The 17570-nt window shown below is 67.6% G+C and carries 17 protein-coding genes, 1 tRNA gene and 1 pseudogene; 8 read left to right on the top strand and 11 right to left on the bottom strand.

Going from position 1 to position 17570, the window contains the following annotated elements:
* Positions 1-11: 11 nt before the first annotated feature.
* Together KIT89_RS13435 and KIT89_RS13430 are read right to left on the bottom strand one after the other, a co-directional pair.
* The gene (locus tag KIT89_RS13435; RefSeq protein WP_297602375.1) at positions 12-1418 is read right to left on the bottom strand and encodes an L-serine ammonia-lyase; all 1407 of its coding nucleotides are present in this window, start codon (positions 1416-1418) and stop codon (positions 12-14) included.
* Between the two features lie 323 nt (positions 1419-1741).
* Positions 1742-1813: transfer RNA gene (locus tag KIT89_RS13430), tRNA-Gln, on the bottom strand.
* 67 nt (positions 1814-1880) lie between these two features.
* Between KIT89_RS13430 and KIT89_RS13425 the strand changes: the two genes are divergently transcribed.
* On the top strand, positions 1881-2381 hold the full coding sequence (locus KIT89_RS13425; protein WP_297602374.1) for a MarR family transcriptional regulator: 501 nt from the start codon (positions 1881-1883) through the stop codon (positions 2379-2381).
* 13 nt (positions 2382-2394) lie between these two features.
* Here the strand turns inward: KIT89_RS13425 and KIT89_RS13420 are convergent, their stop codons facing one another.
* Complete coding sequence (locus KIT89_RS13420; RefSeq protein ID WP_297602373.1) at positions 2395-2790, bottom strand: hypothetical protein; 396 nt, start codon at positions 2788-2790, stop codon at positions 2395-2397.
* Between the two features lie 54 nt (positions 2791-2844).
* Between KIT89_RS13420 and KIT89_RS13415 the strand changes: the two genes are divergently transcribed.
* Entirely contained in the window at positions 2845-3273 is a 429-nt protein-coding gene (locus KIT89_RS13415; RefSeq protein ID WP_297602372.1) for a hypothetical protein, read from the top strand.
* Positions 3274-3275: 2 nt separating this feature from the next.
* Here the strand turns inward: KIT89_RS13415 and KIT89_RS13410 are convergent, their stop codons facing one another.
* Genes KIT89_RS13410 through KIT89_RS13400 form a run of 3 tightly spaced genes read right to left on the bottom strand, consistent with a single transcriptional unit; the run spans position 3276 to position 7421 of the window.
* A complete protein-coding gene (locus tag KIT89_RS13410; protein WP_297602371.1) occupies positions 3276-4784 on the bottom strand; it encodes a SulP family inorganic anion transporter in 1509 nt (502 codons plus the stop codon).
* Positions 4784-6604: an ABC-F family ATP-binding cassette domain-containing protein gene (locus tag KIT89_RS13405; RefSeq protein WP_297602370.1), complete on the bottom strand. Its 1821-nt coding sequence runs from the start codon at positions 6602-6604 to the stop codon at positions 4784-4786. Before KIT89_RS13405 ends, KIT89_RS13410 begins: the two co-directional genes overlap by 1 nt.
* A gap of 46 nt (positions 6605-6650) precedes the next feature.
* Positions 6651-7421, bottom strand: coding sequence for an IclR family transcriptional regulator (locus tag KIT89_RS13400; RefSeq protein WP_297602369.1), 771 nt, complete (start codon positions 7419-7421; stop codon positions 6651-6653).
* Between the two features lie 147 nt (positions 7422-7568).
* Here KIT89_RS13400 and KIT89_RS13395 point away from each other — a divergent pair, with 147 nt between their 5' ends.
* From KIT89_RS13395 to KIT89_RS13380, 4 genes are read left to right on the top strand one after another with little or no spacing between them, the layout of a single operon-like run.
* The gene (locus KIT89_RS13395; protein WP_297603973.1) at positions 7569-8291 is read left to right on the top strand and encodes a CoA transferase subunit A; all 723 of its coding nucleotides are present in this window, start codon (positions 7569-7571) and stop codon (positions 8289-8291) included.
* Between the two features lies 1 nt (position 8292).
* Positions 8293-8943 carry a CoA transferase subunit B gene (locus KIT89_RS13390; protein ID WP_297602368.1) on the top strand — a complete coding sequence of 217 codons (651 nt, stop codon included), beginning with the start codon at positions 8293-8295 and terminating at the stop codon, positions 8941-8943.
* Positions 8940-10103 (top strand): acetyl-CoA C-acyltransferase, encoded by a 1164-nt coding sequence (locus tag KIT89_RS13385; protein ID WP_297602367.1) that lies wholly within the window; start codon positions 8940-8942, stop codon positions 10101-10103. Before KIT89_RS13390 ends, KIT89_RS13385 begins: the two co-directional genes overlap by 4 nt.
* Before the next feature lie 38 nt (positions 10104-10141).
* Positions 10142-10711: a signal peptidase II gene (locus KIT89_RS13380; protein WP_297602366.1), complete on the top strand. Its 570-nt coding sequence runs from the start codon at positions 10142-10144 to the stop codon at positions 10709-10711.
* Here the strand turns inward: KIT89_RS13380 and KIT89_RS13375 are convergent.
* The 3 genes and pseudogenes from KIT89_RS13375 to KIT89_RS13365 form a co-directional block, all read right to left on the bottom strand.
* On the bottom strand, positions 10641-11576 hold the full coding sequence (locus tag KIT89_RS13375) for a 4-(cytidine 5'-diphospho)-2-C-methyl-D-erythritol kinase (RefSeq protein WP_297602365.1): 936 nt from the start codon (positions 11574-11576) through the stop codon (positions 10641-10643). The genes KIT89_RS13380 and KIT89_RS13375 overlap by 71 nt on opposite strands.
* A 150-nt stretch (positions 11577-11726) precedes the next feature.
* Positions 11727-12308, bottom strand: a complete 582-nt coding sequence (locus KIT89_RS13370) for a hypothetical protein (RefSeq protein WP_297602364.1) — start codon at positions 12306-12308, stop codon at positions 11727-11729.
* Positions 12309-12368: 60 nt separating this feature from the next.
* Positions 12369-13549 (bottom strand): annotated as a pseudogene (locus tag KIT89_RS13365) (IS3 family transposase).
* Between the two features lie 110 nt (positions 13550-13659).
* On the opposite strand from KIT89_RS13365, the gene KIT89_RS13360 reads away from it, so the two are divergent.
* Positions 13660-14190, top strand: a complete 531-nt coding sequence (locus tag KIT89_RS13360) for a hypothetical protein (RefSeq protein ID WP_297602363.1) — start codon at positions 13660-13662, stop codon at positions 14188-14190.
* A 324-nt stretch (positions 14191-14514) separates the two neighbouring features.
* Positions 14515-15660: a methyltransferase domain-containing protein gene (locus KIT89_RS13355; RefSeq protein ID WP_297602362.1), complete on the top strand. Its 1146-nt coding sequence runs from the start codon at positions 14515-14517 to the stop codon at positions 15658-15660.
* On the opposite strand, the gene rsmA is transcribed toward KIT89_RS13355, so the two are convergent.
* Both rsmA and KIT89_RS13345 read right to left on the bottom strand, forming a co-directional pair.
* On the bottom strand, positions 15657-16499 hold the full coding sequence (gene rsmA, locus KIT89_RS13350) for a 16S rRNA (adenine(1518)-N(6)/adenine(1519)-N(6))-dimethyltransferase RsmA (protein ID WP_297602361.1): 843 nt from the start codon (positions 16497-16499) through the stop codon (positions 15657-15659). The two genes, KIT89_RS13355 and rsmA, sit on opposite strands and share 4 nt — an antisense overlap.
* A 19-nt stretch (positions 16500-16518) precedes the next feature.
* Complete coding sequence (locus tag KIT89_RS13345; protein WP_297603972.1) at positions 16519-17484, bottom strand: TatD family hydrolase; 966 nt, start codon at positions 17482-17484, stop codon at positions 16519-16521.
* Between the last annotated feature and the right edge of the window lie 86 nt (positions 17485-17570).

Here is a 17570-nt window from a genome sequence, read left to right as displayed (position 1 = left end):
CTCCCCTCGCGTCAGCACTCGACGACGTTGACGGCGAGGCCGCCCTCGCTCGTCTCCTTGTACTTCGTCGACATGTCCTCGCCCGTCTGGCGCATCGTCTCGACCACGGTATCGAAACTGATGAGGTGCGTGCCGTCACCGTGCATCGCCATGCGGGCCGCCGCCACGGCCTTCCCCGCACCAATCGCGTTGCGCTCGATGCACGGCAGCTGCACGAGGCCGCCGACCGGGTCGCACGTGAGGCCCAGCGAGTGCTCCATCGCGATCTCGGCGGCGTTCTCGACCTGCTCGGGGGTGCCGCCCAGCAGGTGGGCGAAACCTGCGGCAGCCATCGAGGCAGCCGAGCCGACCTCGCCCTGGCAGCCCGCCTCGGCGCCCGAGATGCTCGCATTCGACTTGATGAGTGCGCCGAACACGGCGGCGACGAGCAAGAACTCTTCGCACGCCCGCTGCTCGTCGTCGAGACGCAGCACGTCGATCGCGTGCCGCATGACCGCCGGAATGATGCCGGCGGCGCCGTTCGTCGGCGCGGTGACCACCCGACCCCCCGCCGCGTTCTCTTCGTTCACCGCGATCGCGTAGGCCTGCAGCCACTCGGCGTTCGTGTCGCGGGCACCCTCGGCGTCGATCGCGCGCAGCCTCTCGGCCATCGCGGCCGCCCGGCGAGGCACCTTCAGACCACCGGGGAGGGTGCCCTCGGCGGCCAGACCCTGATCGATGCACTCATTCATGGCTGCGGCAACCGCGCGCAGCCCCGCCGTCGTGGCCGCCCGACCTCGCAGCGCGTGCTCGTTCTCACGCGCGACGCCGACGAGACCGAGCCGCGTCGAGCGACACAGGTCGAGCAGCTCGACGGCTGTCGAGAACGGATGCGGCACAGTGCTCTCGCCCTCGGGCACTGCGGGAGCGACGCCGTCGCGTTCGATGAATCCACCGCCCACCGAGTAGTAGGTCTCGACAGCGAGCACCGAACCCTCGGCATCGACGGCCCGCAACTCGAGCGCGTTCGGGTGGCGTGCACGGCGCTCATGCGGCGCCAGGCGCAACCACTCGGGGGTGATGACGATGCGGTGCGTGCCGGCGAGGGTGAGCATCCCGCCATTGGAGTCAGCGACCACCCGCTCGACGTTGTCGCGCGTGACCGACTCGACCGCGCAACCGGCGAGGCCCGCGAGCAGGGCACCGGGGGTTCCGTGGCCGATGCCCGTCGCGCCGAGCGAGCCGAACAGGTCGCACTCGATGCGGGCGACGCGCTCGAGCTGGCCGGCAGCAGTGAGTTGCTCGACGAACGCGCTCGCGGCGCGCAGCGGGCCGACCGTGTGCGAACTCGACGGACCAATACCGACGCGAAAGAGGTCGAGCGCCGAGATGTAGGGCTTGGCGGCGAGCGGTGCGGGCAAAGCGACTGCGGTTCTCACGGCGGCTCCTTCGAGGCAGAGCCGGATCGCGGCCGTGCCAGTGTCAGACCATCGGCGAGCGCCGGGTTGCGGCGCTGCGTCGGCCAGCAGCACGACGAGAGCCCGAGCGGGCGCCGTCGAACCGCTGGGACTATTGTGGCGCACAACGGCCGCACTACGGCCACTCATCGTTCTGGCCCGAATGTGGCATGTCGGCCCGAACATTCGGGCACGAGTGCGAAGAACGGGCCTAGATGCGCGAGTGGGCGCCGGAGCGGGGAGGTGTCGGCGATGAGTTTCACCATATGGCGAGCAACTCCCACGCGCGGAGCGTCCACTGGACGCTCCGCCCCCAGGATTCGAACCTGGACCTAACAGCTCCAAAGGCTGTCGTGCTGCCGTTACACCAAGGCGGATCGCGTTGAACGCGAGTATCTAGTCTGCCAGAGCCGGGGGTGCGGTCTCGCCCGCGATAATGAACAGATGACCTCCCGCGACGAAGTCGACCGCATCGTCGAAGCGTGGCGGCGCGAACGGCCCGAACTCGATGTCGAACCCTTGCAGGTGCTGTCGCGAGTGAGTCGCTTGGCGCGGCACCTCGACCGAGCGAGAAAGCACGCTTTCGCCGCATCCGGTCTCGAGCCGTGGGAGTTCGACGTGCTCTCGGCACTGCGTCGCGCGGGCAGCCCCTATGAGCTGAGCCCGAAAGCGCTGCTGCAGCAGACACTCGTCTCGAGCGGCACGATGACCAATCGCATCGATCGGCTCACCACGCGCGGGCTCGTCGAGCGGCACACCGACCCCCACGACGGCCGCGGCATTCTCGTGCGGATGAGCACCGAGGGTCGCGAGCGCGTCGACCTCGCCATGGATGAGCTCATGGTCGGCGAGGCTGCGCTGCTGCGCCGGCTGAACCGCGCCGATCAAGAACGCCTCGCCGCACTTCTGCGCCTGCTCGGCGCCGACTTCGACGAGAGCGCATAGTCGGCCTCAGCGCCTACAGCAGGGGCAGCACGAACGACAGCACGAGCCCGAGAACTCCGACGCTCGTGAGCACCGCCCCGAGGGTCAGCAGCACTCGACCGTCGTGAGCAGGGTCGTCAGTGCGGGCCTCGTCTGGTCGTGAGGGATGCACCCAGATCGTTCGGGCGTCACCCTCAGCCGGCGGTGGCGCCTCGAAGTCGACGACCGCCTCATGCACCTCGCCGCCGTCGCTGAACCAACGCACCGTCGCGTCGCCACGGTGCACGCCGCTCACGACGCCCTTCACTGACCGATACTGTCGCGACCACGAGCGACGAGCGAGCGAGATGCCGAGCATGACGATGCCGAGCGGCACAGTGAGCCAGGCAAGGGCCTCTGCCGCGACGGCGATGGCGTCGTGAAGGCTCACCCCCTCATCGTACGGGGCCAGAGCGCGCGCCTTCTCGCCCGATACGATCACCGCATGCCGTTCTGGAACAACCCGCCCTCAGCCGACGACTCGCTGCCCAAGAACGACCGCGGTTCGGGCTCGCTCAGCAACTACGTCGGCGTGCTCATGCCTCGCAACGCGAAGGTGACGATGCGGCTGGCGGGCAGCGACCCCTCTCAAGACGAACTGGCCGCCCTCGCCGCCGAAGAAGCTGAATTGACGACGGCAACGCCCGCGCGCACCACCGCGGAGGAGGGCGTCGACGCCCCCATCGAGGTGCGCATCTTCTCGGGTCGGCGCGTGAGCGGCGTCGTCGGCACGGTGCCGCGCGGCCTCGAGAGCGCCTACGACGAAGCCGTGCGCCGACTCGACGGGCGCGGGTCGAAGCCGCGCATTCCGGTCGCCGCCGTGAAGACCAAGCACGGCTACCGCGTCGACCTGCTGATGGGGCTCACCCGATAGCGCTAGTGCCCTTCGCCCAGGTGCCCGGCGAGTCGCGTGTGCAGGGCGTGCGATTCGGCGTTCATGTCGACGATCTCGACGCTGATGCCGAAGCGCTCATACTTGGTGACGATCGCGTCGAGCGCCGCGACTGTCGAGGCATCCCAGATGTGCGAAGCCGACAGGTCGATGACCACCGAGGCGGGGTCGTCGCGGTAGCGAAACTGGGTCGTCAAGTCGTTGCTCGAGGCGAAGAACAATTCGCCGTCGACGCGGTAGAGCGCATAGCTGCTGCCATCGGGCGCCGCGAGCACGGTGCGGTCGACGGTGGCGAAGTGGGCGACCCGTCGGGCGAACAGCACCATCGCCACGATGACGCCGAGCGTCACGCCGATGGCCAGGTTGTGGGTCCACACCACGGCGACCACGGTGGCCACCATGACGGTCGTCTCGCTCTTGGGCATGCGGCGCAGCGTGCTGAGCCGAATGCTGTGCCAGTCGAACGTGGCGACCGAGACCATGATCATGACGGCGACGAGCGCCGCCATCGGAATGATCGCCACCAGATCGCCGAGCACGAGCACGAGCGTGATCAAGAACACTCCCGCCATGAAAGTCGAGATGCGGGTGCGCGCCCCCGACACCTTGACGTTGATCATGGTCTGGCCGATCATGGCGCAGCCACCCATGCCCCCGAAGAATCCGCTCAGGATGTTCGCCGCACCCTGCCCGTAGGCCTCACGTGTCTTGTGCGAGGGGGTGTCGGTGATGTCGTCGACGAGCTTCGCCGTGAGCAGCGACTCGAGAATGCCGACGACCGCCATGCCGAGCGCGAACGGCAGGATGATGCCGAGCGTCTCCCACGTGAGCGGAACATCCGGCCACAGCAATGAGGGCAGGCTCTCGGGCAGTTCGCCCTGGTCGCCGACGGTCGGCACGGTGAGGGCGAGCACGACGACGAGCACGGTCACGACGACGACTGAGACGAGCGGCGCAGGCACCACGGTGGTGAGGCGGGGCATGCCGATCATGATGACGAGACCGAGCACGACGAGCGGGTAGACCTCCCACGGCACACCGAAGAGGTAGGGCAGCTGCGCGGTGAAGATGAGAATCGCGAGCGAGTTGACGAACCCGACCATGACCGAGCGCGGAATGAAGCGCATGAGCTTGGCGACGCCTGCCGCCGCCATGACGAGCTGAATGAGCCCGCCGAGTATGACGGTGGCGATGAGGTAGTCGGTGCCGTACTCGCGGGCGACGGGGGCGATGACGAGGGCGATCGCTCCGGTCGCGGCGGTGATCATGGCTGCGCGCCCGCCGAGAAAGGCGATGGCGATCGCCATGATGAACGACGAGAACAAGCCGAGGCGCGGGTCGACGCCGGCGATGATCGAGAATGCGATTGCTTCTGGAATGAGCGCGATCGCGACGACGAGCCCGGCCAGCACTTCGCGCGTGAGCAGCCGCGGCGAGCGCAGCGCGGTGACCGTGCGCGAGTCGCTCCACGGGATGGTGGGCAGCAACGACATCAGTGCAACAACTCCCCCAGTTCGAGCCAGTGCGTCTCTGCGGCTTCGAGCTCTGCCTCGAAGCCGCGCACCTGGTCGTGCAGTGCGCCTAACCCTGCATAGTCGTTCGGGTCGTGCTCGGCGAGCTGCACGTGCAGAGCATCCACCTGCCCCTGCACTTTGGCGATGCGGCGCTCGAGTGCCGACAGCTCTTTCTCGAGCGTGCGGCGCTCGGCCCCCGAGAGCGAGGGCGCCGACGGGGCGGTGGATGCTGGAGCCGACGCCGTCACGCTCGCCACGGTGGCGCGGCCGGCGTCGTGCGAGCCGGTCGGAGCCGCCGAGTGCGCGGCGATGCGCAGATACTCGTCGACCCCGCCGGGCAAGTGCCGCAGCCGGCCGCCGAGCACGGCGTACTGCTGGTCGGTGACGCGCTCGAGCAGGTAGCGGTCGTGGCTGACGACGATGAGTGTGCCTGGCCACGAGTCGAGCAGGTCTTCGATGGCCGCGAGCATGTCGGTATCCATGTCGTTGGTCGGCTCGTCCATGATGAGCACGTTCGGCTCGTCGAGCAAGATCAGCAGCAGCTGCAGGCGGCGCTTCTGACCGCCAGACAGGTCTTTGATCGGGGTGGAGAGCTGGGCCGAGGTGAAGCCGAGGCGTTCGAGCAGCTGACCGGGCGTGAGCTCTTTGTCGCCCGCCGTGTAGCTCGTGCGCTTGCTCGCGATGACCGCGCTGACGCGCTCGTGGGCCAGGGCGGTGAGGTCGCCCAGCTGCTGGTCGAGACTCGCGACGACAACGGTCTTGCCACGCTTCACCCGACCGGTGGTCGGTTCGAGCGAGCCGTCGATGAGTTTGAGCAGCGTCGACTTGCCGGCGCCGTTGACGCCCAGAATGCCCGTGCGCTCGCCCGGCGCGATGCGCCATTCGACGTCGTGCAGTATCTGCGTGTCGCCGTACGACACCGAGACGTCGAGCAGGTCGATGACGTCTTTGCCGAGCCGCGCCGTCGCCATCTGGGCGAGCTCGACGGGGTTGCGCAGCGGCGGCACGTCGTCAATGAGCGCGTTGGCGGCTTCGATGCGAAACTTCGGCTTGGCTGTGCGCGCAGGAGCCCCGCGGCGCAACCACGCGAGCTCTTTCTTCATGAGGTTCTGGCGCTTGGCCTCCATGGTGGCGGCCTGCCGGTCGCGTTCGAGCCGCTGCAGCACGTAGGCCGCATAGCCGCCCTCGAAGGGCTCGACGATGCGGTCGTGCACCTCCCAGGTGTCGGCGCTGACTTCGTCGAGAAACCACCGGTCGTGCGTCACGACGAGCAGAGCGCCGGCGCCGGGCGACCAGCGGCGCTTCAGGTGACCGGCGAGCCAGTGCACGCCGCCGATGTCGAGGTGGTTCGTCGGTTCGTCGAGCACCACGATGTCCCACTCGCGGCTCAGCAGCGCGGCGAGGGCGACGCGGCGGCGCTGGCCTCCGCTCAAGTCGTCGACGAGCGTGTGGCCGGGTATGTCGAAGATGAGCCCGGCGAGAACATCCCGAACATTGCGATCGCCCGCCCACTCGTGTTCGGGCCGATCGCCGACGACCGTCTCGATGACGGTCAGCCCCGTCTGCAGCTCGTCGGCCTGATCGAGCATGCCGAGGGTGACTCCGCCGCGGCGCGTCACCCGGCCGGCATCGGGCTCTTGCTTTCCGGCGAGAATGCGCAGCAGGGTCGACTTGCCGTCGCCGTTGCGGCCGACGACGCCGATGCGGTCGCCGTCGCCGATGCCGACGGTGACGCCGTCGAGAACGACACGGGTGGGGTATTCAACGCGGAGCTGCTCGGCTCCCAGCAAGTGGGCCATTGCATCGAGCCTACGGCGAGCCCGCCGGTGTCGATGACCGTCGCCGTCACGAGCGCGAGTGCACCTGCTGGCTCAAGGCGTGCGCGTGCTGCAGCAGCGCACGACCGAGCTCGCGCTGCCGCTCGGGCTTGAACCGCGACTCGATGCCGGTGAGCGACAGAGCCCAGGCGGGCGCGCCGCGCTCGTCGAAGACGGCGGCCCCCATGCCCCAACTGCCCTCGACGATGAGACCCGGGTTGAGGGCCCAGCCTGTCGACCTCGTCTGCGCGAGCCGCGCCTCGAGCGGTTCGCGCGCGTGCTGCGGCCCCCACTGCGCCGAGAGATCGACCGCGTCGAGGTAGGCGGCGCGCTCGTCGTCAGGCACGAAGGCGAGCATGGCGAGGCCCGCGCTCGCGACGCCGAGCGGAAACCTGATGCCTTCATGCAGCACGAACGAGCGGATCGGAAAGCTGCCCTCTTCGCGCAGCAGGCACACCGTCTCGTCGCCGCGACGCGCCGAGAAGAAGGCGCTCTCACCCGTGAGCCTGGCGAGCTCTCGCACGTGCTCGAGCGCGAGGTCGGTGATGTCGTAGCGGTCGGCCGCGACGGCGCCGAGCAGAAACAGTTCGGGGCCGAGCACCCAGGCCGCGCCGTCGCGGTCGAGAAACCCTTCATCGGCGAGCGCAGACAGCAGGCGGTAAGCGGTCGGGCGGGTCAGCCCGGTGTCGTCGGCGACGTCGCGCGTCGGCACCGGATGCGGAGCTCGCGCACTGACCGCCCTCAGCACTGCGCTGACTCGTGCGACGACCTGGGTTCCACTGCGCGTGTCATCCCTCATGTCCACATTATGAGCGTTGCGCACCCGCGTTTCCACATTGAGAGCGAAGATTGACGCTGCTGACCGGCAGTCGTAGCGTTCCGAGCATCCAGCATGTGGGCGCCAGCACTGCTGCAGCACGTGCACCGCCGAGTCACAGGAGACACGATGGCGAACGACAAGGTCAGATCATCGACGATCGACGCCCTGAGCGCCGTTGTGCGCGACGGGCAGACCATCGCCGTCGGAGGGTTCGGCCTCAGCGGCAACCCGAGCGACCTCATCGAGGCGCTGCGTGACACGGGCGTGCGAGACCTCACGATCGTCAGCAACAACATGGGCGTCGATGGAGTCGGGCTCGGCCTGCTCATCGAGAGCCGCCAAGTGCGCAAGGTCGTCTCGAGCTACGTCGGCGAGAACAAACTCTTCGCCGAGCAGTTCATCTCGGGCGAGCTCGAGGTCGAGTTCGCCCCGCAAGGCACCCTCGCCGAGCGCATGCGCGCGGGAGGCGCGGGCATCGCCGGCTTCTACACGCGCACCGGGGTCGGCACGCCGGTGGCCGAGGGCAAGCCCACCATGGCGTTCGATGGCGTCGACTATGTGCTCGAGCGCGGCATCGTTGCCGATGTCGCCCTCGTGAAAGCCCATCGGGCCGATCGCGAAGGCAACCTGATCTACCGCAAGACGGCACGCAACTTCAACCCGCTCGCCGCCATGTGCGGGCGAGTGACGTTCGCCGAGACCGAAGTGCTCGAGAGCGAGTGGCTCGACCCCGACGAGATTCACACCCCCGGCATCTTCGTGCAGCACGTCGTCGTCGCGGCGCCTCGCGAGAAGCCGATCGAGCAGCGCACCGTGCGACCCCGCGCCGCAGCGCAGGAAGGCCGTTGACATGAGCTGGAGTCGAGACGAGATGGCGGCGATCGCCGCTGAAGAGTTGCGCGACGGGCAGTACGTGAACCTCGGCATCGGCATTCCGACCCTGGTCGCCAACCATGTTCCCGAAGGGGCGACGGTGACGCTGCAGAGCGAGAACGGCATGCTCGGCATGGGCCCCTTTCCGTGGGAGGGCGACGAAGACGCCGACCTCATCAACGCCGGCAAGCAGACGGTGACGCTGCTGCCGGGCGGGTCGTTCTTCGACTCGGCGACCTCGTTCGGCATGATTCGGGGCGGGCACGTCGCCCTGGCGATTCTCGGTGCACTGCAGGTGTCGGGTTCGGGCGATCTGGCGAACTGGATGATTCCGGGCAGGCTCGTCAAAGGCATGGGGGGCGCGATGGATCTCGTCGCGGGCGTGCCGCGCGTCATCGTGCTCACCGAGCACAATGCGAAAGACGGCACGGCGAAGATCGTCGCCGAGTGCACGCTGCCGCTCACCGGCAAAGGCGTGGTGCATCGCATCATCAGCGATCGTGCCGTCTTCGATGTGACCCCCGGAGGCCTCGTGCTGCGTCGACTCGCCGAGGGTGAGACCGTCGACGCGATTCGCGCCGACACGGAGGCAGCATTCAGCGTCGATCTCGAGGAGGCAGCAGTATGAGCGCCGTCATCGTGGGCTACGCCCGCACACCATTCGTGAAGTTCGGCGGAGTCTTCTCGTCGCTCTCGTCGACCGACCTCGGGGCGCACGCCGCTCGCGCCGCGCTCGACCGCGCGGGAATCGCGCCCGACCGCGTCGACATCACCCTTGCCGGGCAAGTGCTGCTGGCCGGCGCGGGGCAGAACCCCGCGCGGCAGACGGCGGTCGGCGCCGGGCTGCCGCTCGATGTGCCCGCAATGACCATCAACATCGTGTGCCTCTCGGGCAGCGAGGCGGTCGCTCAGGCAGATCGCCTGATCTCGGCCGGTGAGGCCAGCATCGTTCTCGTCGTCGGCCAAGAGTCGATGACGCAAGCGCCGCATCTGGTGCAGGCGCGCATGGGTCAGCGGTATGGCGCGATGCAGCTCGTCGACAGCCTCGAGCACGACGGGCTCAGCGACTCGTTCGAGCACACCTCGATGGGCGCGCTGACCGAGGGTCACACTGCAGAGGCCGGCATTTCGCGTGAGCGGCAAGATGAGTGGGCGGCGCGATCGCATCGGCGTCTCGCCGAAGCCCACGGGATGCTCGCCGATGAGATCGTGCCTCTCACCCCTTCGCCCAGCGTCGGCGAGATCTCTGCCGACGACGGGCTGCGGGCCGACACGACGGCCGAAAGCCTGGCGCGCTTGCGACCGGCGTTCTCTGCTGACGGCACGGTCACCGCGGGCAACGCCTCGCAGATCTCAGACGGTGCCGCCGCGCTCGTCATCGTCGACGAGTCGCTCGCGAACGCAGAAGGGCTGCCCGCTCTCGCGCGAATAGAGAGCCGCGCCCTCGTGGCCGGCCCAGGGCTGTCGCTGCTCGAGCAGCCCTCGCGCGCGATTCTCGCTGCCCTCGATCGCGCTGGCCTTGACCTGACCGAGCTCACGGCCGTCGAGATCAATGAGGCCTTCGCTTCTGTCGCGATCCGCTCGACCGATGTGCTCGGCGTCGACGAGTCGATCGTCAACGCGCACGGCGGCGCCATCGCTCTGGGCCACCCCATCGGCGCGTCGGGCGCACGACTGGTCGGTCATCTCGCGCGCACGCTCGCCGCGCAGGGCACCGGATCGCTCGGGGTGGCCGCCCTCTGCGGTGGTGGCGGTCAAGGCTCGGCGATCGTGCTGCGCGCCCTGTAGCGCGACACCACAGCATCGCAACGGGGCAGAATAGACGGATGCCCTCCGACGAGACCGCACCGACGGCCACGCCCACCCGCCCCATCGCCCGCGTGCTGCCCTTCACCCTGCTGTGGGCGTTCGGCATCATCATGATCGACCAGGCGACCAAGTACTGGGCCGAGGCGACGCTCGTGCCCTACCAGGCGGTGCCCGTGATCGGCGAGTGGATTCAGTGGCGACTCGTCTACAACCCCGGTGCCGCGTTCGGCATCGGCGGCGACTACACCTGGGTGCTCACTCTCGTGGCAGCCCTCGCCGTCGTCGGCATCTCGATCTTCGTCGCCCGCATCTCGAGTGTGCGGTGGGCCCTCGCCGCCGGCGCACTGCTCGGCGGCGCCATCAGCCACCTCGGTGACCGTCTGTTTCGTGAGCCCGGCTTCGCGCGCGGCGAGATCGTCGACTTCATCGACTACTTCGGGTTCTTCGTCGGCAACGTGGCCGACATCGCGCTCGTGGGCGGCGCGATCGCCATCGTGCTGCTGAGCCTCGTCGGCGTCAGCTCGAGATCACCCGAGCGCCGTGCACCGGACCAGTCGCTCGAAGCACCGTCAACCGAGACGCACTGAGCGCCACCTGCAGCTCGAGCGCCTGATCTTGATCGGCCGCTAGAAAGGCGACGGTCGGGCCCGAGCCTGAGACGATGCCCGCGAGCGCGCCCTGCAGCTCACCCGTCTCGAGCGTCTTCGACAGTTCGGGCTCGAGGTGCAGCGCCGGCGCCTGCAGATCGTTGTAGAGGTATTCGGCGAGCTGATGCGGGTCGCCCGCCCTTAGCGCCTGCAGCACTTCGATGTCGACCGAGGGTTGCTCGGGCGGCGGCGCGATATCGTGCACGTGCCGTTCACGGTGCCGATCGAGCTCGGCGTACACCTCAGGAGTGCTGAGTCCCCCTTCGGAGAGCGCGAGCACCCAGTGAAAGGTTCCTTGCGCGAGTGCGGGCGACAGCCGGTCGCCGCGGCCCGTGCCCACAGCGGTGCCTCCCATGAGGGCGAACGGCACGTCGGCGCCGAGTTGTGCGGCGAGGTCGTGCAGGTCGTCTCGGCTCAGCCCCGTGCCCCACAAGTGGTCGCACGCGACGAGCGTGGCAGCAGCGTCGGCCGAGCCGCCGCCCATACCGCCCGCGATCGGCACATGCTTCTCGATCTCGAGCGACACGCCGCCGCGATAGTCGGCCGTGCGGGCGAGCAGTCGCGCCGCCTTGATGGCCAGATTCGAACCATCGGTGGCCAGCCCGCTGCAGTCGATCGGCCCGCCGAACCGCACCGAGAAGTCGTCAGCCGGGCGAGCGAAGACCTCTTCGTAGAGCGAGATCGCCTGGTAGGCGGTGGCCACTTCGTGGTAGCCATCGTCGAGCAGCGAGCCCACCTTCATGAAGACGTTGATCTTGCCGGGTGCGCGAGCGTGCACCACGTGCGAAGCCCCCGAACCCGTCATGGCACCAGCCTATGTGAGCACGCTGGAGGTCAGAACGATGGCCACTCCTGGCCGCCCAATTCTGGCCCGCGCCCACCATGCAGGGCAACTGTATCGATGCCGGGCTGTGCCGTTCGTGCGATACGACCCATCGACAACCAAACCAAGTGGCTACGAAATATGCCGTTGATCCCACGGTGTGCCGATGGTGCACCATAGACCCCACGACGTGAGCACCGTGCCACCGAGATCGGCGGCGGCAGTTCCCACTCCAGTAGTCCGATAGATGTTGTTGTTGTAGCCAACGGCGTTCATTGCGCTGAAGTCAGTGTACGAGCCACTGGAAGTCGCTCCAGCCCAGTTGACCACGAGCGAACGGACAACGACTGCACCTGCCGTTGACGTGAATCCATAGCTGATGCGCGCCTGACCGGAAAAGTTGCCGTTGTACAGAAAAAGTGCCGAACTCCCGCACAAACCGTTTGAGTACCCGAGCGGGGTGGCTCCACCGTGAGTACCTGGCTGGCCGTACCCGCACAGGTCAAGATTATTCTCGATGATGTAGTCGGTCGCTTCCTCTGTAAGGAGCTCGCAAACCGGCACCATCGGCGCTGTCGTCATCTCGATCAACTCGTAGGCTTGGGGTGGCGCAAATGACTCGGTCACGAGCGCTCGCTCGTCATTCGCGATTCCCGCCGTCGCGGGGCTCGCGGCCGACAAAGCCACGGTGAGCGCGGCCAAAATGGCAAGCACAGCCTTATGCATCTTCATGACTTACCAGGGCGTGAGGAACGAATCGGTGACAGGTTCGGTTTAGGCCGCGAAGGATCGCGACTCGGTTAGCTTCGCTTCGAACTCGATCGGGGTCAACCCTCCGAGAGTGTCCTGGGCGCGTTGCCGGTGATACTTCCGCTCGATCCAGACCACGATCGCCAGGCGCAGCTCTTGCCTTGTCGCCCACCGTTGCTGGTTGAGGACGTTCGTTTGCAGCAGCGACCAGAAGCTCTCCATCGCTGCGTTGTCCCCGGCGGCACCGACGCGACCCATCGAGCCGACCATGTCGTGACGGCGCAACTCCCTGGCCATCGCTCGACTGCGAAACTGGCTGCCCCTATCGGCATGCAGAATGCAGCCCGCGACGTCCCCGCGTCGGGCGACGGCATTGCGCAGAGCGTCGACGGCAAGCTTCGCCGTCATTCGCTCGCTGATGGAGTAGCCGACGATCTTGTTCGAGAACACATCCTTGATCGCGCAGCAATAGAGCTTGCCCTCGGCCATCGTGCGGTGCTCGGTGATGTCGGTCAGCCATAGGCGGTTCGGAGCGTCCGCACGGAACACGCGCTGCACGTGATCGTCGAACACCGGCGGGCCAACCTTCTTGCCTTTGCCGCGCCTGCGTCGCTGTGCCGAGGAGAGAATCCCGGCCTGGGAACACAACTTCCACGCCGTCCGCCGGCTCATCCGCCAGCCCGCCCTACGGGCCTCGTCAGCGAGATATCGATAGCCGAACGTCGGGTCTTCAGCGTGGGCGTCGTGGAGCGCATTGATCCGATACGCGCGCACCACGTCCGCATCCCGGACGGGATCCTTTCTCCACCGGTAGTAGGGCTGGCGGGCGAGCTTCAAGACCCGGCACGACACCGTCACAGGGATCCCCGCTTCGGCGAGCTCAGCAACGAGCGGGTAGATCATTTTGGGGAGCCACCGAGTTTCAGATTCGCCTGCGACAGATACGCCGCAGCCTTGCGCAGGACCTCGTTCTCCTGCTCGAGGAGACGATTCCGGCGACGCAACTCTCGCATCTCGCTTGCCTCGTCGGCCGTTTGACCGGGGCGGTTGCCTTCTTCAATGTCGGCTTGGCGCAACCAGTTCTGCAACGTCGCTTCGCTGATACCGAAATCAGTGGCGATCTGTTTGAGCGTGACGCCGCTTTCGCGGCGTCGGGCGACCGCGACGACGTCCTCGCGGAACTCTCTGGGATAGGGACTGGGCATGATGACATCCTTCCCGTCAGAGCCCTGCGGCACTAACGATCAGTTGTCACCGATTCGTTCCTCACGCCCCGCGCCTTGAGGGCACTCGACGTTTGTGAAACCCTGCGGGTATGGAAGTAACTGGGCAGCTCGAACCAGAAGCGTTTTGGCGCACCGTCGACGACGCCTACCATCGCGTCCTCTTGGTTTCACGCAGGCAAGTGTCGTACGAGATCCTCGACGCGCCCGGTCAGGTAATGATTGGCTCCTGGCAATTCGATGGAGGCCCTCGACAGCTTGAGTGCTTCGCGAGTGGCGTCGAGATATTGGTTCAGACAGAAGATGCTTCCGAGCCCGGCGCGGAACAGTCGATGCTTACATTCAAGCGGTCGTTCGAGGACATTCTCGATAGCACTGAGCTCGACGACGTATTGGCAAGTCCAGATCGAGTTGCCCTCGTCGATGTAGACGGAAGTCCGAGTCCCGTGAAGATTTGGGACTTCCCGAACGGTTGGTGGGGCAGTGCCCAACTCGGCGCAACGCACGTAGCGATCCGCGCAGTGGGCTATGACCTGGCGAAGTTACGGCTTCAGCGCACTAAGGACATCACTCCATTTGTTCAGGCTCGACTCCGTTGGTTGAGGGAGCAAAGAGGCGAGTAACGAGGAAAACCTTCAAGAGCGAAGGTTGCCGTACAGTCCGCACGCCGTCCGCATCCCGCTCGTCATTTTCTAGTAGCCCCACTCCGCACTGAATCGATACTTGGCGACTACCTACCGTCACTTCAGTGAGCATCCACTCCTCGAGTTCAAATTTGCGCGAACTGATTAGTCCATCGCAGTCAACCCCGGAGCGAATGACGTCAGCTGTGCAGTGTTGTGCTACGCCAGAGCCTACAGATCTGATCAAATACTTCGGATTAGATGGTGAGGCGAACCGGTTCAGGTGAGGGGAAGGGGGTGCGTCGTCGCTAGCATTGGCATTCCATGCAGTGCGACTACTTCGATGCTGGGCTGTGCCGCTCATGCACCCTCATGGGTGTTGCCTACGCGCAGCAGCTCGCCGAGAAAGACGTGAGCGTGCGCGCGCTGCTCGCGCCGTTCGGTGACTCGGCACACTGGTCGCCTCCGGTGGCGAGCAGCGAGCGCGGTTTTCGATCGAAGGCCAAGATGGTCGTCGGCGGCACTATGCAGGCACCGACCCTCGGCATTCTCGACGGCCAGGGGCGCGGCGTCGATCTGCGCGGGTGCGGCGTCATCGCCCCGGGCATCCTGGCCGCCTTTCCCGCCCTCATCGCCGCCATCACGCAGGCTGACCTCGAACCGTACGACGTGCCCTCCCGCCGCGGAGAGCTCAAGCACCTCATCGTCACCGAGGCCGCCGATGGCGCACTCATGGTGCGCTTCGTCGTGCGCAGCGAGCACGGGCTGACGCGCGTGCGCGACACCCTGACGAGGCTGCTCGACGCGCTGCCCCGCATCGCCGTCGTCTCGGTCAACCTGCTGCCCGAGCACAAGGCCGTGCTCGAGGGAGAGATCGAGCACGTGCTCACCGAGCAACGCAGTCTCGCCATGCGCGTCGGCGACGTGACCCTGCACGCCCTGCCCCGATCGTTCGTGCAGACCAACACCGCCGTCGCCGGCGAGCTCTACCGCCAGGCCGCGGCCTGGGTCGATGACGTCGCTCCCACGTCGGTGTGCGACCTCTACTGCGGCGTCGGCGGCTTCGCGCTGCACGTCGCGGGTGCCGCGCGCACGGTGACGGGAGTCGAAGTGTCGGCCGACGCGATCGAGAGCGCCGAACTCGCCCGTGATGCGCTCTACCCTTCGGCGGCCGACCGCTCGCGCGTGCGCTTCGTGGCGGGCGATGCCACGAGGTGGGCGGCGGCACAGGATGCCCTGCCCGAGCTCGCCATCGTCAACCCTCCGCGGCGCGGCCTGTCGGTCGAGCTCACCGAGCTGCTCGAGCGCCGCGGCCCGCAGAGCATCGTGTATTCGAGCTGCAACCCTCAGTCGCTCGCGCGCGACCTCGCTGCGATGCCCTCATACCGGATTGAGCGCGCTCGCGTCGTCGACATGTTTCCGCAGTCGCAGCACGTCGAAGTGCTCACGCTGCTCACCCGCGCACCCTAGACGCGCGCGAGGGCCAGAAACTGGGGCAGGCCCAGCTGCTCACCGCGAGCCGTCGGGTCGAGGCCCGCTGCCTCGAGCGCCGCGCTCGCCGCGGCCGACGAACCGAACACCTCGCTGAGCGCCTGCCGCAGCATCTTGCGGCGCTGCCCGAAAGCAGCGTCGACGAGCACGCCCACCCGCTCGCGCTCAGACTCGGTTCCGGGATGCTCGCCGCGGGTCATGCCGACGAGCACACTGTCGACGTTCGGCACCGGCCAGAACACCTGCCGGCTCACGACCCCCTCGACCTTCCAGCGCCCGTACCAGGCCGCCTTCACCGAGGGGCCGCCGTAGACCTTCGAGCCGGGAGCGGCCGCCAGACGGTGGCCGACCTCGGCCTGCACCATGACGAGCACGCGCCGAATGCCGGGCTCGAGCGCGAGCAGGTGCAGCAGCACGGGCACCGAGATGTTGTAGGGCAGATTGGCGACGAGCGCGGTCGGGCGCGCGCCCCCCGGCGCGTCGGGCACCTCGGCCACCCGCAGGGCGTCGGCGGTGACCACCGCGAGCGCGGCCTCAGGCTGCACCTCGGCGACGGTGCGGGGCAGCTGGGCGGCGAGGCGAGCATCCACTTCGATGGCGACCACCGGATGCCCGGCCTCGAGCAGCCCGAGCGTCAACGACCCGAGGCCGGGGCCGACCTCGAGCACGGGCTCACCCGGTTCGAGCGCCGCCGTCGCCACGATGCGCCGAACCGTGTTGGCGTCGTGCACGAAGTTCTGACCGAGCTTCTTGGTGGGGCTCACCCCGAGCAGTTCGGCGAGGTCGCGCACCTCGGCCGGGCCGAGCAGTGCGCTCATGCCGGTGCCGCGGGCACGGTCACCGCTCGCCCGGGTAGTTCTCGGGCAGATCGCCGCCGAGGTCGCCGAGATCGTCGGGGTCGCCCGGAACCTCCTGATCGGCCCACGGGTCGCCCGGAGCAACGACAGGCTCAGAATCCCACGAGCCATACACGAGCTCGGTATTGGAGGCGAGCTGCGCAGACAGCATCGACACGTCGGTGCCCAAGTGGTCGGCGATCGCGCGCACCGTGAACGGCAGCAGGTAGGGGCCATTGGGCCGCCCACGATACGGGTGCGGGGTCAAGAACGGCGCGTCGGTCTCGACGAGCAGCAGCGCGCGCGGCAGCACGTCGAGGGCGTCGCGCAGGTTGCGGGCGTTCTTGAACGTGACGGTTCCGGCGAAGCTCGCGTACCAGCCGCGCTCGGCGCACACGGTGGCCAGTTCGACGTCACCGCTGAAGCAGTGGAACACGACCTTCTCGGGCGCACCCACGCGCAGCAGCGTCGCCACGAGGTCGTCGTGCGCATCGCGGTCGTGAATCTGCAAGGCCAGCCCGTGCTGCTTCGCGATCTCGATATGGGCTTCGAAGGCGGCGAGCTGCGCGTCGCGTCCGCTGCCGGGCTCGGTGCGGTAGTAGTCGAGGCCGGTCTCACCGATGGCGACCACTCTCGGTTGCGCGGCGAGTTCGTCGATGACCGCGAGAGCGGCATCCAATTCGCCTGATTCGGCGAGCGCGGGAGCCTCGTTCGGATGAATCGCCACTGCAGCGAGCACGCGCGGCTCACGCGCAGCGACGGCGGCTGACCAGCGGCTCGTCAGCACGTCGGTGCCCACTTGCACGACGCCGCGCACGCCCACGGCCGAGGCGCGGTCGAGGTGCTCGCGGTAGTGCATGGGGTTTTCGCCGTCGGCGATCTCGAGGTGCGTGTGGTTGTCGTACACGGGCACCACGAGCGCTTCAGGGCTCGGCGGATAGCTGAGGTCGCGCGTCGAACCCTCCATCACGGCGCGAGCACGCACGTGCGGGTCAAGTTGGTCGCTCACGGTATCGCCTCCCCTACGACCGTACCGCGTTCACCTGGGCGCGG

Source organism: Microcella sp. (assembly GCF_025808395.1).
Taxonomy (GTDB): Bacteria; Actinomycetota; Actinomycetes; order Actinomycetales; family Microbacteriaceae; genus Microcella.
Note: the sequence above shows the minus strand (reverse complement) of the source record. Positions and strands in the feature narration are given on the sequence as shown.